This is a genomic window from Bacillus sp. FH (assembly GCF_052216825.1).
Taxonomy (GTDB): Bacteria; Bacillota; Bacilli; order Bacillales; family Bacillaceae_G; genus Bacillus_A; species Bacillus_A paranthracis.
On the sequence record NZ_JBQOUU010000006.1, the window covers coordinates 197,090 to 216,607 of the forward strand.

Here is a 19,518-nt window from a genome sequence, read left to right on the forward strand (position 1 = left end):
ATCCTCATTCCTTTCCTATTGTTTCGTCACAGGTGCAAATTTTGCTAACAAGCGTTTAACACCAATTGGGCTTGGGAACGCAATATCTAATTCTTTTGCATCACCTTCACCTTTTACACTTACAACTGTACCGATTCCCCATTTTTGGTGGGAAGCTTTATCGCCTACTGCCCAGCCGATTTGTTCGCCGCCTGTCGTCTTAGCTGCAGGACGCGCGAAAGCTGAGCGAGAACGTGTTGTAGTTGTCGTTTTACTGCTACTTGCCACTCTTCCTTTTGCACCAAACGAAGTTTCACGCTTCGGCGCTGTTTCATTTAATGATTCCACTAGTTCTGTCGGGATTTCTGTAATAAATCGAGATGCGGCATTCATACTTGTTCTACCAAATAAAGTACGCATTTGTGCATTAGATAAATACAACTCTTCTTCTGCACGAGTAATACCTACATAAGCAAGACGACGCTCTTCTTGCATTTCATCTTCTTCCATTAGAGAACGAGTATGCGGGAATATTCCTTCCTCTAAACCAACAATAAAGACAACTGGGAATTCTAATCCTTTCGCTGAATGCATCGTCATTAAAATAACTTCCTCACCAGCAGTTGGGTCTTCATCTACACGATCAATATCTGCAACAAGTGCTAAGTCTGTTAAGAATGCAACAAGACTCTTATCTTCGCTTTGAGATTCAAATGTTTGCGTAACAGATAAAAACTCATCTAAGTTCTCTAGACGACCTTCTGCTTCTAACGTACGCTCATTTTTCAACATATCGCGATAACCTGTTTTCTCAATAACTTCTTCTACCAATTCTGTAACAGATAAATACTCTTGCATATTTACCCAGTTGTGTAATAAACCTGCGAATTCCTTTACTGCCTTTGTAACCTTTGCACTTACTCCAACATGCTCAATCTCATCGAATACAGCTGTTAATGAAATTCCATTTTGTACACCGTAATTAATAATTTTGTCGATAGAAGTCGCACCAATTCCACGCTTTGGCACGTTAATAATACGTGCGAAACTAATCTCATCATCTGGATTACCAATTAAGCGTAAATACGCCAAAATGTCTTTAATCTCTTTACGGTCGTAGAACTTCGTACCGCCGACAATTTTGTAAGGAATATTAGATTTCAGGAAAATCTCCTCGACCATACGAGACTGCGCATTTGTACGATATAACACTGCAAAATCAGTATATTTTCGTTTTCCCATTTGAATATCGTCGCGAATTTTTTTCGCCACAAAGTATGCTTCGTCCTTTTCCGTTGCAGCACGATAGTAAGAGATTTTGCTTCCAACTTCATTATCTGTCCATAATTTCTTCGGTTTACGATTCGTATTTCTTTCAATAACCGCATTCGCTGCATTTAAAATATTTTGTGACGAACGATAATTTTGTTCTAACAGAATAACTTGCGCATTCTCATAGTCTTTTTCGAATGACAAAATGTTGGAAATGTCCGCACCACGCCAGCGATAAATTGACTGATCTGAGTCACCTACAACACATAAATTTTTAAAACGTGCTGCTAAATGTTTAACAAGAAGGTACTGCGCTTTGTTCGTATCTTGATACTCATCCACGTGAATATACTGGAATTTACGCTGATAAAACTCTAGTACTTCTGGAACACGTTCAAATAGTTGAATCGTCGTCATAATTAAATCATCAAAGTCTAGTGAGTTATTTTTCAAAAGACGTTTTTGATATTCTGTATATACATCGCTCGTTAATTTTTCATATGGATCAGCAATTGTAATTTTCTTTGCATATTTATCCGCAGATAACAATTCATTTTTCGCATTACTAATACCAGCTAAAATAGAGCGCGGTTCAAATTTCTTCGGATCAATATTGCGCTCTTTCATAATTTTTTTGACTACAGTTAACTGATCACCTGAATCTAAAATTGTAAAATTACGATTAATACCAATGCGATCGATATCACGTCGTAAAATACGTACACACATAGAGTGGAACGTAGAAATCCAAATATCTTCAGCTTCTGGTCCGACAAGTGTATCAATACGCTCGCGCATTTCACGAGCGGCTTTATTTGTAAAGGTAATAGCTAGTACATTCCATGGTGCTACTCCTTTTTCACCAAGTAAATACGCAATACGATGTGTTAACACACGTGTTTTACCACTGCCTGCGCCTGCCATTAATAGAAGTGGTCCGTTCGTTGTTTGTACTGCTTTTTGTTGCTGCGGATTTAAACCATTTAATAATCTATCTGTCATACTCATATATGCCTGCACCTACTCTCCTTTTACTGCTTTAACCGTTTTTAACGCTGCTTTTATATCATCATAAATAATATTTCCGACAACTACTGTATCAGCATACTGCGCCATTTCCTTCGCTTGTTCAGCATTAGAAATACCACCGCCATAATATAACTTAGCTTGTTTCAATTCTGCTTTCACATTTTTAACAAGTTCAACATCTCCATACGTACCGCTATATTCTAAATAAAATATCGGTAAACGTAATAGCTTGTCTGCTAAACGCGCGTATGCAATTACATCATCTTCTGTTACATCACACTTTGCATCTGTAAGCTGGGCTACTTTCGCTTCAGGATTTAAAACACAATATCCTTCCATAAAAATTTCGTCCCAATCCATAATATCCCCAAATTCTTTCAAAGCCTCATGATGAACGCCTGTTACCCATTCCACCTTTCGGCTATTTAAAACGCTTGGGATATAATAAAAATCGAATCCTGGTGTAATTGCTTCCACATCAGAAACCTCTAACACACAAGGAACTGCATATCTACGAATGCTAACTAGCATGTGTAGTACATTATCAATTGTCACCCCATCACTTCCGCCTACAATAACAGCATCTGTTCCAGACTCACAAATCATTTCTAAATGTTCGTCACTTAATTCCTTATTCGGATCAAGCTTAAATACATGTTTCCATCCGGAAATATCGTACATGAAAACACCCTTTCTTTTCTCAAGTTGTATATATTTCTGTTTAAAATAACAGTTTATTTTCATCATTATTGTTTTAACTTCATCTTAAATATTTGTTTAAAACGGAGAATTAAGTTTGGAATTACCTCTTCCATATTTTTTAAACTAGAGGATTTAATTTTGAAGTTCCTTTTATGCATTCTTTCATTATAACAAAAAAAGTTACTTACACACACGCACAATCCAACATCTTTTTCCACGTCAAATGTTGGATTACATATCCGAAAAATCAAAAGGGATACTAATAAAAGAAATAGTATTATCTATTTCAACTTTCATAAAAGGAGTGTTTTTCTAATGAAGCAAAATATCGGTACAATAAATGCCCTAATTCGAATTACACTCGGACTTGTCCTCTTCGGTTGTAGTGCAACGAAACTCGTGCGCAAACCTTGGTGCACTTGGTCTAACATTTTGCTATGGATTGGTGCAATGAAAGTTGCAGAGGGAATTGTTCGTTTCTGCCCTATTGTTGAAATGTGGAAATTCGGAAAATACATGAACATGGGGGCATTTAAAATGCCTAGCATGGATTTTGCTAAAAAGGGACATACTAAAGAAGAAGCGAATCAAACCTCCAATCACGACAAACCACAGTCAAATGGAAGTTATGACGCTTCTGACAAAGAGATTGAGTCAGCGATTGAAGATATAATCCTGGCAAAACCGCTTTGAATCATTTGTCACGATGCAAGATGCTCTCAAAGGGACTTAGCTGCTGCAGTGGGCGGTTAAGTCTTCTTTATTTTACCATGAAACAGAACATACATTCTTATTTTAAGTATTTAAATATACATAATCAATAAAATTCAGAAAATTAGGTGTAAACCCCTTGCTTAAAATGATATAAAAGTGATATCATTTTTATATCAGGAGGCGATCATATGAAAGAAAAACAAGTATTTTACGTTAATGGTTTTCTTGGGATTATTGGAATTTTAATTTTAGCCGCTATCGGTGTATTTTTCCTTGTACAAGAAATTTTCATAGGAGCAGCATTAACTATTATTTTAGCTGCAGTTCTTGCTACAGGTATCGGGATTGTTCAGCCAAATCAAGCAAAAGTCATTACGTTTTTCGGTAATTATTTAGGAACAATTCGTCAAAACGGTTTATTTTTAACGATTCCGTTCGCGTTCCGTCAAACTGTATCGTTACGTGTTGAAAACTTTAATAGTAAAAAATTAAAAGTAAATGATGTCGACGGCAACCCAATTGAAATTGCAGCTGTTATCGTATATAAGGTTGTTGATTCTGCAAAAGCAATGTTCGGCGTTGAACATTATGATCGATTTGTAGAAATTCAAAGCGAAACGGCAATCCGCCACGTTGCAACGAAATATCCTTATGACAATTTTCAAGATGAAACTTGCATTACGTTACGTGGAAACACTGAAGAAATCTCTGAAGAATTAAAACGCGAGTTAGAAGCACGCCTTGAAATTGCTGGCGTAGAAGTATTAGAAACTCGTTTAACACATTTAGCTTACGCAACAGAAATTGCCCATGCAATGCTACAACGTCAACAAGCAAAAGCAGTATTAGCTGCTAGAAAAGAGATTGTTGAAGGTGCTGTGAAGATGGCAAAAGATTCAATCCATATGTTAGATGAAGAAGGCGTACTAGAACTCGATGACGAGCGTAAAGCAAATATGGTGAACAACTTATTAGTTGCCATCGTTTCAGACAAAGGTGCGCAACCAGTTATTAATACAGGAAGCCTATACTAAAAGGTTGTAAATCCTTATGGCTAAAAAGAAAAGCTTTCCATTACGTATTGATCCTGAATTACACGCAGTCATCGAAAAATGGGCGAATGATGAGTTTCGTAGCGTCAATGCACACATCGAATATTTACTTCGAGAAATGGCAAAGCAAAAAGGGAAATTAAAAAAGGATAAAGATGCATAAAAAATCCCGCTGAGGAATCAGCGGGATTTTTCACATATTAATTTCTCGTCATCTCATGCCCAATTGCACGATATCCTATATCACTTCGGTAAAATAGACCATCACTCTCAATTTTACCGATTTCTTTATATACTTTATCTTTTGCTTCTTGTAAACTATTCGCCTTACAAGCAACAAATAGTACACGGCCACCGTTTGTCACAAAGTCACCATGTTTCATTGCTGTACCCGCATGGAAAACAATTACATCTTGCAATGCATCTAGCCCTTTAATAATTTCACCTTTTTTATATGCTTCCGGGTATCCTTTCGAAGCAAGCACAACACCAATTACCGATTCCTCTGACCATTGTAACGTTAACTCACTTTCATCTAATACAGCGTTACATACGTCCACTAAATCATTTTCTAAACGGGGTAATACAACTTCAGTTTCAGGATCGCCAAAACGTGCATTAAATTCAATTACCTTTGGACCATCATTTGTTAAAATAAGTCCCGCATATAAAATTCCTGTAAACGATCGATTTTCTTGGATCATCGCTTTAGCAGTTGGATGTAACACCGTTTCAATCGCCTCTTGAACTGCTGACTCCGAAATTTGTGGTACTGGAGAATATGCACCCATTCCGCCAGTATTTGGACCTTTATCACCATCAAAAGCTCGTTTATGATCTTGTGCAATTACCATCGGATGTACAGTTGTTCCATTCACAAATGCCATTAATGAAAATTCTTGTCCATCTAAAAACTCTTCAATAACAACTTTCTTACTCGCTTCCCCGAACTTTACATCTTGCAGCATTTCTTTCACAGCTTGTAATGCCTCTTCAAGTGTCATTGCTACCGTTACACCTTTACCAGCCGCTAAACCGTCTGCCTTAATAACAATTGGTGCACCAACCTTTTCAATGTACTTTACTGCTTCTTCGTAGTCTGTAAAAGTTTCGTACGCTGCAGTTGGAATATTATATTTTTTCATAAGCTCTTTTGTAAAAGCTTTACTACCTTCAATAACAGCAGCCGCTTGATTCGGACCAAATACGCGAAGTCCCTCTTCTTTAAAACGATCAACAATTCCATTCATAAGTGGAATTTCTGGTCCAACGAAAGTTAACTCAACATGATTCTCTTTCGCAAATAAAACTAATGCATCAAAATCATTTTCATCAATATCAATTGGTGTTGCAACATCACGCATACCTTCATTACCTGGTGCTACATATACCTTTTCTACTTTTTCAGATTGTGCAAACTTCCAAGCTAAAGCATGCTCACGCCCACCGCGGCCAATTACTAAAACATTCATATTTCATCCCCCAATATTTAAATAAGTACAAACTAGAAGCTATGCTCCTAGTTTGTTTTTTCATATCAATCAAAGTTTAAAAAGGAAGGTTATCTTAACCGGACTTTTTAAACTTCCTCTATTAGTGTTTGAAATGACGTACGCCAGTGAACACCATAGCAATCCCATATGTATCCGCCACTTTAATAGAATCTTCATCACGGATTGATCCGCCTGGTTGAATGATTGCTGTAATTCCTGCTTTTGCTGCTTCTTCTAATGTATCTGGCATTGGGAAGAAAGCATCAGATGCAAGCGCGCTACCTTGTGCTTTTTCACCAGCTTGTGTAATTGCGATTTTTGCAGAACCTACACGGTTCATCTGTCCCGCACCGACACCAATTGTCATATCATCTTTCGCTAAAACAATTGCATTTGACTTCACATGTTTTACAACTTTCCAAGCTAATTTTAAATCTTTCCATTCTTGCTCTGAAGGTTCACGTTTTGTTGGAATTGAAATTGTACTTTCATCTAATGATAACGTATCTTCCTCTTGAACGAGAAGGCCACCTTGTACAGAAGTTAGTTTTTTGCTCGCGCTTGTCGATTTTTCAATATTTACAGTTAGTAAACGTAAGTTTTTCTTACTTTGCAATACTTCCAAAGCTTCTTTTGAGAAAGAAGGTGCAATAATAATTTCTAAGAAAATTTCATGTAACTTTTCAGCTGTAGCTTTATCAATTTCACGATTCGCTGCAATAATGCCTCCAAAAATGGATACTGGATCCGCTTCATAAGCACGTGTGTATGCTTCATGAATATCCGTACCTACTCCAACACCACATGGATTCATATGTTTTACCGCTACTACTGCTGGTTCTGTAAATTCTTTCACGATGCTAAGCGCTGCGTCTGCATCATTAATATTGTTATACGATAATTCCTTACCGTGTAATTGTTCTGCGTATGCAACAGAAGAAGTTGCTGCGAATGGCGCTTTATAGAAAGTTGCTTTTTGATGTGGGTTCTCGCCATAACGTAAGTCTTGCTTTTTCTCAAATGTCACAGTTAATGTTTCAGGACTTTCTTCACCCATTTGCTCTGTTAAGTAATTAGAAATTAGTGCATCATATGCTGCTGTATGACGGAATACTTTTGCTGCTAGTTTACGTTTTGTTTCCTCTGCTACTTCACCGTTCTCTTTTAATTCAGCTAATATAACATCATAATCTACTGGATCTACAATTACAGATACGAATTTATGATTTTTCGCAGCAGAGCGAATCATTGTCGGGCCACCGATATCAATATTTTCAATTGCATCAGCAAATGTTACATCAGGCTTAGCGATTGTTTCTTTGAATGGGTATAAGTTAACGACAACAAAATCAATTGGCTCTATACCTAACTCATTCATTTGTGCTACATGCGTTTCATTATCACGAACTGCTAATAGACCACCATGAATATTTGGATGTAATGTTTTCACACGACCATCCATAATTTCTGGGAAACCAGTTACTTCAGAAATACCGATTACTTGTAAGCCGTTTTCTTCTAGTAATTTTTTCGTACCACCTGTTGATATAACTTCGATCCCTTGTTCTAGTAAACCTTTAACAAATTCTACTACTCCTGTTTTATCTGAAACACTTACTAATGCACGCTTTTTCATTTACCCTTCACCCCTGGTTGTATGTTAGTTAACAGTTGGTTCTTTCGTAGATTGAACAATTTGATTCACTGTATTTACGTATAATTTATGTTCAACTTGTTGAATTTTCTTTTGTAAGCTTTCTCTCGTATCCCCTTCAGAAACAACTACTGCTTCTTGTGCAATAATTGGCCCTGTATCCATACCTGCGTCTACATAATGAATCGTTACTCCAGTTACTTTCACACCTGCTTCTAACGCTTGACCAACAGCATCTTTCCCTGGAAAACTCGGTAATAGTGATGGATGAATATTAATAATCCTTCCGCCGTAAGCTTCTAGTAAAGTTGGTCCAATTAAACGCATATATCCAGCTAAAATAACATAATCAATTTCATACTCTTCTAGCTTCTTTAATATCTCTTTTTCAAACGCTTCTTTTGACTCATATGCTTTCGCTGAAAAAGCGAAACACGGGATATGATGATAATGTGCTCGCCCAACAGCGCGTGCTTCTGGTTTATCACATACTAATAAACTAATTTCTGCATCCAATCTTTTTTCTTCTACTGCATTAACGAGAGATTGAAAGTTAGATCCGCTTCCAGAAGCAAAAACTGCTAATCTACTCATAGCGCTGTGCCTCCATTAAAAGTAACGCCAGCTCCTTGTACAGTGCGTCCAATAATACGAGCAGTTTCTCCTTGCTCTTCAAGAAGACGAACAACATCTTTTGCATCTTCTTCCTTCACCGCTACTACCATACCAATACCCATGTTAAAAATATTGAACATTTCTTTCTCTTCCAGCTTGCCAACTTCTTGAAGTAAACTAAAGATCGGCTGAATTTCCCAAGATCCTAATTCAATTTCTGCACCGATTTCTTCTGGTAACATACGTGGAATATTTTCAATGAATCCGCCACCTGTAATATGTGCCATACCGTATACTTCATATTTCTTCAATAGTTCTAAAATAGGTTTGACATAAATTTTCGTTGGTTTTAATAATTCTTCACCAAGAGGTAGCTCTAAGCGTCCGTAAATGCGATCTAAAGATAGCTCTCCATCTTCTAGTAATACTTTTCGTACTAAAGAATAACCGTTACTATGAATACCGCTAGATGCCAAGCCAATTAATACGTGACCAGCTTCAATTTTTTCACCTGTTACAATTTTCTTTTTATCAACGATCCCAACTGTAAAACCAGCTAAATCGTATTCTTCTGTAGAATACATTCCTGGCATTTCAGCTGTTTCTCCACCAATTAAAGCACAACCTGCTTGGCGACAGCCCTCTGATATACCTTTGACGATGTTTTCAATTTTACTAGGTTCAGCTTTACCACAAGCAATATAATCAAGGAAGAAAAGCGGCTCTGCTCCTTGGACAACAATATCATTTACACACATTGCTACTGCATCAATACCAATTGTGTCATGTTTATCTGCCATAAAAGCGAGCATCAATTTCGTTCCCACGCCATCTGTTCCAGATACTAATACAGGTTCTTCTAATGCAAATTTTGATAGATCAAACATACCTCCAAAACCGCCTAAACCGCCTAGTACTTCTTTTCTCATTGTTGTTTGTACGTGTTTTTTCATGCGAGATACCGCTTCATATCCAGCTTCAATATCTACTCCTGCTTGCTTATATGCATTCGCCATCGTTATTTACACCTCGTCTTTTAATTTCTCCCTATCCTGTGCGGGCCGTTTTAAGAAAGAAGCTAGCTTCTACATCAAAAGAAGTAGAAGCTTTTTTCTTCTTATTTCATACTTTCTAAAAGCTCTTGCTCATAATCATAAAGAGCTGTTGGATAATCTCCATTGAAGTACGCCATACAAAGGCCACCGTATTTCCCTTCATATGGACGTCCAATTGCATCTACTAATCCATCTTCACTTAAAAATGTTAATGAGTCTGCACCGATCATTTCACGAATTTCTTCTACCGTATGATTTGCTGCAATTAATTCTTTTCTCGTTTGAATATCAATGCCATAGAAACATGGATATTTCAAAGGTGGTGAAGCTATTCTTACGTGAACTTCTGTCGCTCCAGCCTCGCGAAGCATACGAACAATTCGTTTACTCGTTGTTCCTCGTACGATAGAATCATCAATCATAACAACTCGTTTCCCCTCAACCACACCTCTTACTGCTGAAAGCTTCATCTTAACCCCTTGCTCTCGCAGTTCCTGAGAAGGTTGAATAAACGTACGTCCAACGTAACGATTTTTAATTAATCCTAACTCATATGGAATGCCTGTCGCCTCCGCATAACCAATTGCTGCTGAAATGCTAGAGTCTGGTACACCAGTAACAACATCAGCTTCAATAGGAGCTTCTGCCGCCAAACGTTTCCCCATGTTTTTACGTGCTGCATGGACATTAACACCAGCGATATTTGAATCTGGGCGTGCGAAGTAAATGTATTCCATACTGCAAATTGCATGTTCTACATCATTTGTAAAACGATCTACGTGAATTCCATCATCATTAATGATAAGTAATTCACCCGGTTCTACATCACGAATGTATGTTGCACCTACTACATCAAAAGCACATGTTTCTGATGCTACAACGTAAGCATCTCCCATCTTTCCAATTGAAAGGGGACGGAATCCATTTGGATCTAGCGCAACAATCATTTCATTTCCAGTTAGTAAAAGATATGCAAACGCACCTTTCACTTTATTTAAAGCTTCTTTTACACTTTCAATTAACGAATCTTTCGTACTACGTTTAATAAGATGTAAAAGTACTTCTGTATCTGAACTTGTTTGAAAAATACTTCCCTCTGCCTCTAATTCACGACGAAGCATTTTGGCATTAATTAAATTCCCGTTATGAGCTAATGCCATACTATGATCAGAAAAACGGAATAGTAATGGTTGAACGTTAGCCACTTCACTTCCACCAGCCGTCGCGTATCGTACGTGTCCGATTGCTGATTTTCCGTTCAATCCTTCTAGCTCTCCTCTTGAAAACACTTCTGATATTAAGCCTAACCCCTTGTGACCGACGATTTTTTCTCCATTATTTACGACAATGCCTGCGCCTTCTTGTCCACGGTGCTGTAAACTGTGCAATCCGTAGTATGAAACTTGTGCCGCATTTTCATGCCCCCAAATTCCGAAAACGCCACATTCTTCGTTTAACCCCTTTATTTCAGCAAGCATGGGATTGCCCCTTTCCAAGCCTTTCTCATTTCATCTACATTTGCTGTAAGTAATACTTCATTTTCTTCATTATGAATTGTTACTTCATTTGTATTTGTTACTTCTCCAACTTGAATTGCTTCTACCGCTTTTTCGAACGCTTCTTTATTTTCACGTTTTACAGTTATTACGAAGCGGGATTGTGATTCCGCAAATAATGCCGCTGTTGCTTCCCCGTCTAATTTCACAGTAGCACCTAAGCCGTTAGCACCAATTGCACTTTCTGAAATTGCAACTGCTAAACCACCTTCAGCAACGTCATGTGCAGATTGAACAAGGCCAGCTTGAATGGCTGCTAATACTTGTTTTTGACGTTTTAATTCTACGTCTAGATCGATACTTGGTGATTGACCGAAAATTTTGCCGTGAAGCATTTTCTGTAATTCACTTCCACCAAACTCAGCTTTCGTCTCTCCGATAACATAAACTAAATCGCCAGCTTGCTTAAACTCTTGTGTTGTTACATGTTTTAAATCGTGTACAAGTCCAACCATCCCAACTGTCGGTGTTGGGTATACCGCTTCACCACTACGTTCGTTATACATTGATACATTTCCGCCAATAACTGGTGTTTGTAATGTGCGACAAGCTTCACTCATACCATCTACTGATTTCTCAATTTGCCAGAAGATTTCTGGTTTTTCTGGGTTACCGAAGTTTAAGCAATCTGTAATTGCAAGTGGCTCCCCGCCAGAACATACGATATTACGTGCTGCCTCTGCTACTGCAATTTTACCGCCCACTTCTGGATCTAAATAAATGTAGCGAGAGTTACAATCTGTCGTCATTGCTAATCCTTTTTCTGTACCGCGTACACGTACAACTGCTGCATCTGAACCTGGTGTAACAACTGTGCTTGTGCGAACTTGATAATCATATTGATCATAAACCCACTCTTTACTTGCAATCGTCGGTTGTTGTAATAAAGCGAATAACGTTTCTTTATAGTTTTCTACTTTCGGCGTTTCCATTTTCATTTCTTGGAACTCAGCAAAATATGCTGCTTCTTGTGATGGTTTATGGTAAATTGGTGCTTCTTCTGCAAGAGCATCTGCTGGTACTTCAGCTACCATTTCACCTTTATGGAATAAACGAAGCATTTTGTCTTCCGTTACTTTCCCCATCGTAACGGCTGCAAGACCATACTTCTCAAATAAATCTACTATCTCTTGTTCTCTACCTTTTTTCACAACAATTAACATACGCTCTTGTGATTCAGATAGCATCATTTCATATGGTGTCATTCCTGTTTCACGCTGTGGTACATCATCTAAGTACATTTCAATACCCATGCCTGCTTTACTTGCCATTTCTGCAGAAGATGATGTTAAACCAGCCGCACCCATATCTTGAATTCCAACAAGTGCATCAGATTGAATAAGTTCTAAGCAAGCTTCGATAAGAAGTTTCTCCATAAATGGATCTCCTACTTGAACTGCTGGACGCTTCGCTTCTGAGCTTTCAGATAACTCTTCAGATGCGAATGTTGCACCGTGGATACCATCACGACCAGTTGATGCTCCTACGTACATTACTGTATTTCCAGCACCGTGCGCTTGCCCTTTTTTAATGTCCTCGTGGTTAATTAAGCCTACGCACATTGCATTTACAAGTGGATTTCCTTCATAACATGGATCAAACTGTACTTCGCCGCCAACAGTTGGAATACCGATACAGTTACCGTATCCTGCAATTCCTGCTACTACTTCTTCGAATAAGTATTTCACACGTGGTGATTGTAATTCTCCAAATCGAAGTGAGTTTAATAGAGCTACTGGACGTGCTCCCATAGAGAATACGTCACGAATAATACCGCCAACACCTGTTGCTGCTCCTTGATATGGCTCAATAGCAGAAGGGTGGTTATGACTTTCCATTTTAAATACAACCGCTTGATTATCACCGATGTCTACAATGCCAGCACCTTCCCCAGGCCCTTGCAAGACGCGCTCACCTGTTGTTGGGAATTTTCGAAGTACTGGTTTTGAATTTTTATAACTACAATGTTCAGACCACATAACAGAGAATAATCCTGTTTCTGTATAATTTGGCAGACGGCCTAAAATCTTTTCAACCATGGCAAACTCTTCGTCTGTTAGCCCCATTTCCGCATATATGCGCTCTTCTTTAATTTGTGTTGGATTTGGTTCAAGCATTAACGACATATGTTTCCCTCCACTGTTTTAAGATAGATTGAAAGACTTTTAACCCTTCAGCACCGCCAAGTAATTCATCTACAGCACGCTCTGGGTGTGGCATCATACCAAGTACATTTCCTTTTTCGTTTACAATACCAGCAATATCTGAAACGCTTCCGTTCGGGTTTTCTACGTAACGGAATGCGATTTGATTATTCTCTTCTAATTGTTTAAGAGTCTCTTCATCACAATAGTAATTCCCCTCACCATGTGCAATTGGAATATTGATTACTTCATCTTTTTCATATTGTGATGTAAACATCGTTTCATTATTTTCAACACGTAACTGAACTGTTCGACACATAAATTTTAAGTTTTCATTTCTCATTAATGCTCCTGGTAATAATCCTGATTCAACAAGAATCTGGAATCCATTACATACACCTAAAATTGGCTTTCCTTGCTCAGCAGCTTTTTGTACTGCTTTCATTGCATTTGCAAAGCGAGAAATAGCACCGCAGCGTAAGTAGTCACCGTAAGAGAAACCACCTGGTAGTAGAATTGCATCATATTCATCTAAATTCTCTGTATCGTGCCAAACGTAATCTACTTCTTCGCCAAGCTCATCTTTAATTGCATGGAACATATCGACATCACAGTTCGAACCTGGAAATACTATTACGGCAAATTTCACTGTGCGACAACCTCCTCAACTTCATAACGGAAGTCTTCCATTACAACGTTTGCTAATAGTTTTTCACACATTTCCTTTACCTTACTATCTAAGTCAGTTACCGATTTATCAATTGTTAGTTCCATGTACTTTCCAATTCGAACATCTTGTACTTCTGTGAATGAAAGGCTATGAAGTGCTCCTTTTACTGCTGTTCCTTGTGGATCTAATACACTTTCTCTTAATGTTACATATACCTTAACTTTATACATGTGAAATTCCCCCTAAACGTTTTAAAATCTCTTCATAAGCATCTGTTAAATTTCCAAGATCACGACGGAATACGTCTTTATCAAACTTCTCATTGCTCGTTTCATCCCATAAACGGCAAGTATCTGGTGAAATTTCATCTGCTAAAATGATTTCTCCTTCATCCGTTACACCAAACTCTAATTTGAAATCTACTAATCTTACACGACAGCTTGCGAAATGATCAATCAACACTTGATTGATTTGTAGAGCCATATCTCGTAATACGCTTACTTGCTCTGGCGATGCAACGTTTAATACACGAATATGATCTTCCGTTACAAGCGGATCTCCTAAATCATCATCTTTGAAGTAAAATTCTACGATTGGTTCTGCAAGTACAGTTCCCTCTTCCATTCCTAATCGTTTTGAAAGACTTCCTGCAATTACATTTCTTGTGACAACTTCTAAAGGAATAATACTCACTTTTTTAACAAGTTGTTCTGTTTCAGATAGCTTCTCAACAAAGTGTGTTTTAATTCCTACTTCTTGTAACTTTCTGAACAATAAAGTTGTAATCTCATTGTTCAAACGACCTTTTCCTGTAATCGTCTCTTTTTTCTCCCCATTGAAAGCAGTCGCACTATCTTTGTACTCTACCCAAACCATATCTGCTGATTCTGTACGATAAATTCTTTTTGCCTTACCTTCATACAGCAATTCTAGCTTTTGCATTTCGCAAGCCCCCTGTAGTTTGAAAAATGTGAATAATGTTTTTATAAAGAATGGCACAGAATGACTCTATTCTGTGCCATATGAAATTTTACGCTTCGTTTAATCCTAGGCGTTCAAAGATTGTATCAACGTGTTGCATATGATGCTCATAGTTGAAGCATTCATTAATTTCTTCTTGTGTTAACTTGCTCGTAATACGCTCATCAGCTTCTACAAGCTCTTTAAATTGTACTTGTGTTTCCCAAGCTTCCATCGCTTTAGGTTGTACGATATCGTAAGCTTCTTCACGCACCATACCTTTATCGATTAATGTAAGCATTACGCGCTGAGAATAAATTAAGCCGTATGTTCTTGTCATATTGCGTTTCATATTCTCTGGGTATACAGTTAAGTTTTTAACGATATTACCAAAGCGATTTAGCATGTAATTTAACGCGATTGTAGCATCTGGTAAAATTACGCGTTCTGCTGAAGAATGAGAAATATCACGCTCATGCCATAATGGAACATTCTCATAAGCTGTCATCATATAACCGCGGATAACACGAGCTAAACCAGTCATATTTTCAGATCCAATTGGATTACGCTTATGCGGCATTGCAGAAGAACCTTTTTGACCTTTTGCGAAAGCTTCTTCAACTTCACGTGTTTCACTCTTTTGTAAACCACGAATCTCAACTGCCATCTTTTCAATAGATGTTGCGATTAATGCAAGTGTTGACATGTAATGAGCATGGCGATCACGTTGCAATGTTTGTGTTGAAATTGGTGCTGCTTCTAATCCTAAGTTTTCACAAACATACTTTTCTACGAATGGATCGATATTTGCATATGTACCAACCGCACCAGATAATTTACCAACACGAACTGTATTAGCAGCTTGTTTGAAACGCTCTACGTTACGTTTCATTTCTTCATACCAAAGACCAAGTTTTAAACCGAATGTTGTTGGTTCTGCATGAACACCGTGTGTTCTTCCCATCATGATCGTGTATTTATGCTCTTTTGCTTTATTAGCTAAAATACTTACGAAGTTTTCTAAGTCTTTTAATATGATTTCATTCGCTTGTTTTAAGATGTAAGATAACGCTGTATCTACTACGTCTGTAGATGTTAAACCGTAATGAATCCATTTACGTTCCTCGCCTAATGCTGGTGTTTCTGATACAGCACGAGTGAATGCAACTACGTCATGACGTGTCTCTTTTTCAATTTCATAAATACGATCAATATCAAATGATGCATGCTCACGAATTTTCTTAACATCTTCTTTCGGAATATCGCCAAGCTCAGCCCATGCTTCACAAGCTAAAATCTCAACTTCTAACCACGCTTTAAATTTGTTCTCTTCCGTCCAAATTGCACCCATTTCTGGGCGTGTATAACGACTAATCATCTTTTTCCCTCCAACAGTTGTTCTTGATGGTCCCAAATATGCAAACTCTTCGCTTTTTCTAGAGCGACTTCAATATTATCATTTAAAATATTAACATGCCCCATTTTCCGCTGTGCTTTTGCTTCTTCTTTTCCATACAAGTGTAAATAGCACCCGGTTAATCTATTCACTTGTCTTAGGACCCCTTCTATATGTTCGCCTAAAATGTTTACCATGACAACTGGTTTTAACAAATTTGTTTCTCCAAGAGGTAAATTACAGATTGCTCGAATATGTTGGCCGAATTGACTCGTTTCACATGCATCCTGTGTATAGTGTCCTGAATTGTGAGGTCTTGGCGCCAATTCATTAATGTAAATCTCACCATCAGCTGTAGCAAACATCTCTACCGCTAGTGTTCCCACAAGTTCTAGTTCATCCGCAAGCACTTTTGCATAAGCAATAGCTTTTTGAGAAAGTTCTTCTGTAATGCGAGCCGGAACGATGGATTCATGCAAAATGTTATTTACATGAATATTTTCTGCTACCGGAAATACTTTCGTTTCACCACTTACACTACGAATGACAATAACTGATACTTCTTTTTCAAAAGGCACCCATTTCTCTAAAATACACTCTGCTGCATTCGCAAGCTCTCGCGCTGTATCAACGTCATCCTCACTTCTTAAAACAACTTGCCCTTTCCCATCATATCCGCCTGTCGTCGTTTTTAAGACGGAAGGATATGATAATTCAGCGATTGCTTCAGTAAGCTGATTTTGATTTTGAACTAATCTATACGTTGCTACTGGTAATCCTGCTTTCTCAATCGCATTCTTTTCTGTAAAACGATTTTGTGTTTTACTTAACAACTGACTGCCTTGCGGTAAGTAAGCATGTTTTTCAAGCCATTGTAAACATCTATAATCAATATTCTCAAATTCATATGTGACAACATCACTGATCTCCGCTAAATGCTGAATTGCTTTTAAATCGTCATATGATGCAACAATTTCAATATCAGCAACTTGTGCACATGGTGAGTTTTTTGTAGGATCTAAAACAGCAATTTTATATCCCATCTCCTTAGCTGCCAATGCCATCATTCTTCCTAGCTGGCCGCCTCCAATAATACCGATTGTTTTTCCAGGTAAAATGATTCTCGTCATACTAGCTCACTACCTTCGCGCACATCTTTTTCAATTGCTTCTCTTCTCAATTCTAATGCATCATATATGTCATCATGGAATGATCCAAGTATTTGTGCAGCAAGTAAACCAGCATTTGTTGAACCAGCCTTACCAATTGCAACAGTTGCAACTGGAACCCCTCCTGGCATTTGGACGATGGATAATAATGAATCTAAGCCGTTTAACGCTTTTGACTGAACTGGAACTCCGATTACAGGAAGATTGGTCTTCGCTGCAACCATTCCTGGTAAATGCGCTGCTCCACCAGCTCCAGCAATAATAACTTTCAATCCACGTTCACGAGCCGTCTCTGCATATTCAAACATATAATCCGGAGTCCGATGAGCGGATACAACTTTTTTCTCATACGGTATATTTAATTCATCTAAAATGTCACAAGCATATTTCATTGTTTCCCAGTCTGACGTGCTTCCCATTATGACTCCAACTAGTGATTTCATATTAGAATCCCCCCGATTCAAATAAAAAAAGCCTGAAATAGAACATTTTCTCTTTTACTATGAGAGAAAGCGCTCTACTCAGGCATACGTATCCCTTGTGAATAGAAAAATACCGAGTGACTTTCCCTCATAGTCTAACGAATAACGGTCGTTAGGTAGAGACTTGCAGGCCATATCCCCGCGATTATATGAGGTCTTATATATTATTCTTTCTATGGCTATATTAACAATATTTTATAAACAATGTCAACAAATAATCGAATGTTTTTTTATTACTCATCAATAACGTTCGTGTTTTAGTTATATTCAAAAGAATAATTGTAACTATATGCAAGAAGGATAAGCAATTAGAATATATATTTCTAGAGATCTACCATACACAAAACGGTTTGTATATTAATTCCGTATGCTTTTATATAAAGTGAAACTTTAATCAACCTTCAACAATCGGGCTTTTACGAGCAGTTGATCCCCTACCTAGCTTCTTTGCTTCCGCTGAAATTTGAGGTGGGGGTCTTACTGCCCGTTAATGCGGAATAAAGCATATCGTTTCTATTCCTTTGTATCGCATTCATTACTGTAATGATTGAATACTTATTTTCATTCTTATATCATCCCGCTTTTCTTACTCTCATTATGTAAAATATATACTTGTAGTAAGAAATAACAGTTACCCTCAATAGCCTCATTTTCATTCTTTTCTCTCATTAAGATTACTAAATTTACGGATTATGACATTTGATATATATAAATAAACACAAAAAAACCTAAGTCGAAACGACTTAGGTTTTTGCTTGGCGACGTCCTACTCTCACAGGGACAAGGTCCCAACTACCATCGGCGCTAGAGAGCTTAACTTCCGTGTTCGGTATGGGAACGGGTGTGACCTCTCTGCCATCATCACCAAACTATGAAGGCATATTCCTTCAAAACTAGATAACATTGCTACATATTATATGGTTAAGTCCTCGATCTATTAGTATTCGTCAGCTCCACATGTCACCATGCTTCCACCTCGAACCTATCAACCTGATCATCTTTCAGGGATCTTACTAGCTTACGCTATGGGAAATCTCATCTTGAGGGGGGCTTCATGCTTAGATGCTTTCAGCACTTATCCCTTCCGCACATAGCTACCCAGCTATGCCCTTGGCAGAACAACTGGTACACCAGCGGTGCGTCCATCCCGGTCCTCTCGTACTAAGGACAGCTCCTCTCAAATTTCCTACGCCCACGACGGATAGGGACCGAACTGTCTCACGACGTTCTGAACCCAGCTCGCGTACCGCTTTAATGGGCGAACAGCCCAACCCTTGGGACCGACTACAGCCCCAGGATGCGATGAGCCGACATCGAGGTGCCAAACCTCCCCGTCGATGTGGACTCTTGGGGGAGATAAGCCTGTTATCCCCGGGGTAGCTTTTATCCGTTGAGCGATGGCCCTTCCATGCGGAACCACCGGATCACTAAGCCCGACTTTCGTCCCTGCTCGACTTGTAGGTCTCGCAGTCAAGCTCCCTTATGCCTTTGCACTCTACGAATGATTTCCAACCATTCTGAGGGAACCTTTGGGCGCCTCCGTTACACTTTAGGAGGCGACCGCCCCAGTCAAACT

General features: G+C 38.3%; 17 protein-coding genes, 2 rRNA genes and 1 riboswitch. Of the genes, 3 read left to right on the forward strand and 16 right to left on the reverse strand.

Features of this window, described 5'->3' with window-relative positions:
- Positions 1-15 precede the first annotated feature (15 nt).
- Together pcrA and ACTT1L_RS16125 are read right to left on the reverse strand one after the other, a co-directional pair.
- Entirely contained in the window at positions 16-2,259 is a 2,244-nt protein-coding gene (gene pcrA / locus ACTT1L_RS16120) for a DNA helicase PcrA (RefSeq protein ID WP_071743039.1), read from the reverse strand.
- 12 nt (positions 2,260-2,271) lie between these two features.
- A complete protein-coding gene (locus tag ACTT1L_RS16125; protein ID WP_000272090.1) occupies positions 2,272-2,961 on the reverse strand; it encodes a heptaprenylglyceryl phosphate synthase in 690 nt (229 codons plus the stop codon).
- Positions 2,962-3,297: 336 nt separating this feature from the next.
- Between ACTT1L_RS16125 and ACTT1L_RS16130 the strand changes: the two genes are divergently transcribed.
- The 3 genes from ACTT1L_RS16130 (at position 3,298) to ACTT1L_RS16140 (ending at position 4,911) form a co-directional block, all read left to right on the forward strand.
- The gene (locus ACTT1L_RS16130) at positions 3,298-3,675 is read left to right on the forward strand and encodes a YgaP family membrane protein (RefSeq protein ID WP_000812349.1); all 378 of its coding nucleotides are present in this window, start codon (positions 3,298-3,300) and stop codon (positions 3,673-3,675) included.
- Positions 3,676-3,884: 209 nt separating this feature from the next.
- Complete coding sequence (locus tag ACTT1L_RS16135; RefSeq protein ID WP_000660683.1) at positions 3,885-4,730, forward strand: SPFH domain-containing protein; 846 nt, start codon at positions 3,885-3,887, stop codon at positions 4,728-4,730.
- A 16-nt stretch (positions 4,731-4,746) separates the two neighbouring features.
- Entirely contained in the window at positions 4,747-4,911 is a 165-nt protein-coding gene (locus ACTT1L_RS16140; RefSeq protein ID WP_001085171.1) for a toxin-antitoxin system HicB family antitoxin, read from the forward strand.
- A gap of 37 nt (positions 4,912-4,948) precedes the next feature.
- On the opposite strand, the gene purD is transcribed toward ACTT1L_RS16140, so the two are convergent.
- The 14 genes from purD to ACTT1L_RS16210 all read right to left on the reverse strand — a co-directional run.
- The gene (gene purD / locus ACTT1L_RS16145) at positions 4,949-6,220 is read right to left on the reverse strand and encodes a phosphoribosylamine--glycine ligase (protein WP_001101951.1); all 1,272 of its coding nucleotides are present in this window, start codon (positions 6,218-6,220) and stop codon (positions 4,949-4,951) included.
- A 121-nt stretch (positions 6,221-6,341) separates the two neighbouring features.
- Complete coding sequence (purH, locus tag ACTT1L_RS16150) at positions 6,342-7,877, reverse strand: bifunctional phosphoribosylaminoimidazolecarboxamide formyltransferase/IMP cyclohydrolase (protein ID WP_076875352.1); 1,536 nt, start codon at positions 7,875-7,877, stop codon at positions 6,342-6,344.
- A gap of 24 nt (positions 7,878-7,901) precedes the next feature.
- Positions 7,902-8,489, reverse strand: a complete 588-nt coding sequence (purN, locus tag ACTT1L_RS16155) for a phosphoribosylglycinamide formyltransferase (RefSeq protein ID WP_000088580.1) — start codon at positions 8,487-8,489, stop codon at positions 7,902-7,904.
- On the reverse strand, positions 8,486-9,526 hold the full coding sequence (gene purM, locus ACTT1L_RS16160; RefSeq protein WP_001262431.1) for a phosphoribosylformylglycinamidine cyclo-ligase: 1,041 nt from the start codon (positions 9,524-9,526) through the stop codon (positions 8,486-8,488). The genes purN and purM overlap by 4 nt, the downstream gene beginning before the upstream one ends.
- 101 nt (positions 9,527-9,627) lie before the next feature.
- The gene (gene purF / locus ACTT1L_RS16165) at positions 9,628-11,043 is read right to left on the reverse strand and encodes an amidophosphoribosyltransferase (protein WP_000879021.1); all 1,416 of its coding nucleotides are present in this window, start codon (positions 11,041-11,043) and stop codon (positions 9,628-9,630) included.
- Positions 11,028-13,247, reverse strand: a complete 2,220-nt coding sequence (gene purL, locus ACTT1L_RS16170; RefSeq protein WP_000055583.1) for a phosphoribosylformylglycinamidine synthase II — start codon at positions 13,245-13,247, stop codon at positions 11,028-11,030. Before purL ends, purF begins: the two co-directional genes overlap by 16 nt.
- Positions 13,231-13,914, reverse strand: coding sequence for a phosphoribosylformylglycinamidine synthase subunit PurQ (gene purQ, locus ACTT1L_RS16175; protein ID WP_000666779.1), 684 nt, complete (start codon positions 13,912-13,914; stop codon positions 13,231-13,233). Before purQ ends, purL begins: the two co-directional genes overlap by 17 nt.
- The gene (gene purS / locus ACTT1L_RS16180; protein WP_000278826.1) at positions 13,911-14,165 is read right to left on the reverse strand and encodes a phosphoribosylformylglycinamidine synthase subunit PurS; all 255 of its coding nucleotides are present in this window, start codon (positions 14,163-14,165) and stop codon (positions 13,911-13,913) included. Before purS ends, purQ begins: the two co-directional genes overlap by 4 nt.
- On the reverse strand, positions 14,158-14,877 hold the full coding sequence (gene purC, locus ACTT1L_RS16185; RefSeq protein ID WP_001170542.1) for a phosphoribosylaminoimidazolesuccinocarboxamide synthase: 720 nt from the start codon (positions 14,875-14,877) through the stop codon (positions 14,158-14,160). Before purC ends, purS begins: the two co-directional genes overlap by 8 nt.
- 88 nt (positions 14,878-14,965) lie before the next feature.
- Positions 14,966-16,273 (reverse strand): adenylosuccinate lyase, encoded by a 1,308-nt coding sequence (purB, locus tag ACTT1L_RS16190; RefSeq protein ID WP_000625677.1) that lies wholly within the window; start codon positions 16,271-16,273, stop codon positions 14,966-14,968.
- Positions 16,270-17,421 (reverse strand): 5-(carboxyamino)imidazole ribonucleotide synthase, encoded by a 1,152-nt coding sequence (gene purK, locus ACTT1L_RS16195; RefSeq protein ID WP_000196799.1) that lies wholly within the window; start codon positions 17,419-17,421, stop codon positions 16,270-16,272. The genes purB and purK overlap by 4 nt, the downstream gene beginning before the upstream one ends.
- Complete coding sequence (gene purE, locus ACTT1L_RS16200) at positions 17,418-17,903, reverse strand: 5-(carboxyamino)imidazole ribonucleotide mutase (RefSeq protein WP_000839371.1); 486 nt, start codon at positions 17,901-17,903, stop codon at positions 17,418-17,420. Before purE ends, purK begins: the two co-directional genes overlap by 4 nt.
- Before the next feature lie 110 nt (positions 17,904-18,013).
- Positions 18,014-18,115, reverse strand: a riboswitch (purine riboswitch).
- A gap of 580 nt (positions 18,116-18,695) precedes the next feature.
- Positions 18,696-18,811: ribosomal RNA gene (gene rrf, locus ACTT1L_RS16205) — 5S ribosomal RNA — on the reverse strand.
- A 48-nt stretch (positions 18,812-18,859) separates the two neighbouring features.
- A 23S ribosomal RNA gene (locus tag ACTT1L_RS16210) occupies positions 18,860-19,518 on the reverse strand; the annotation flags it as partial.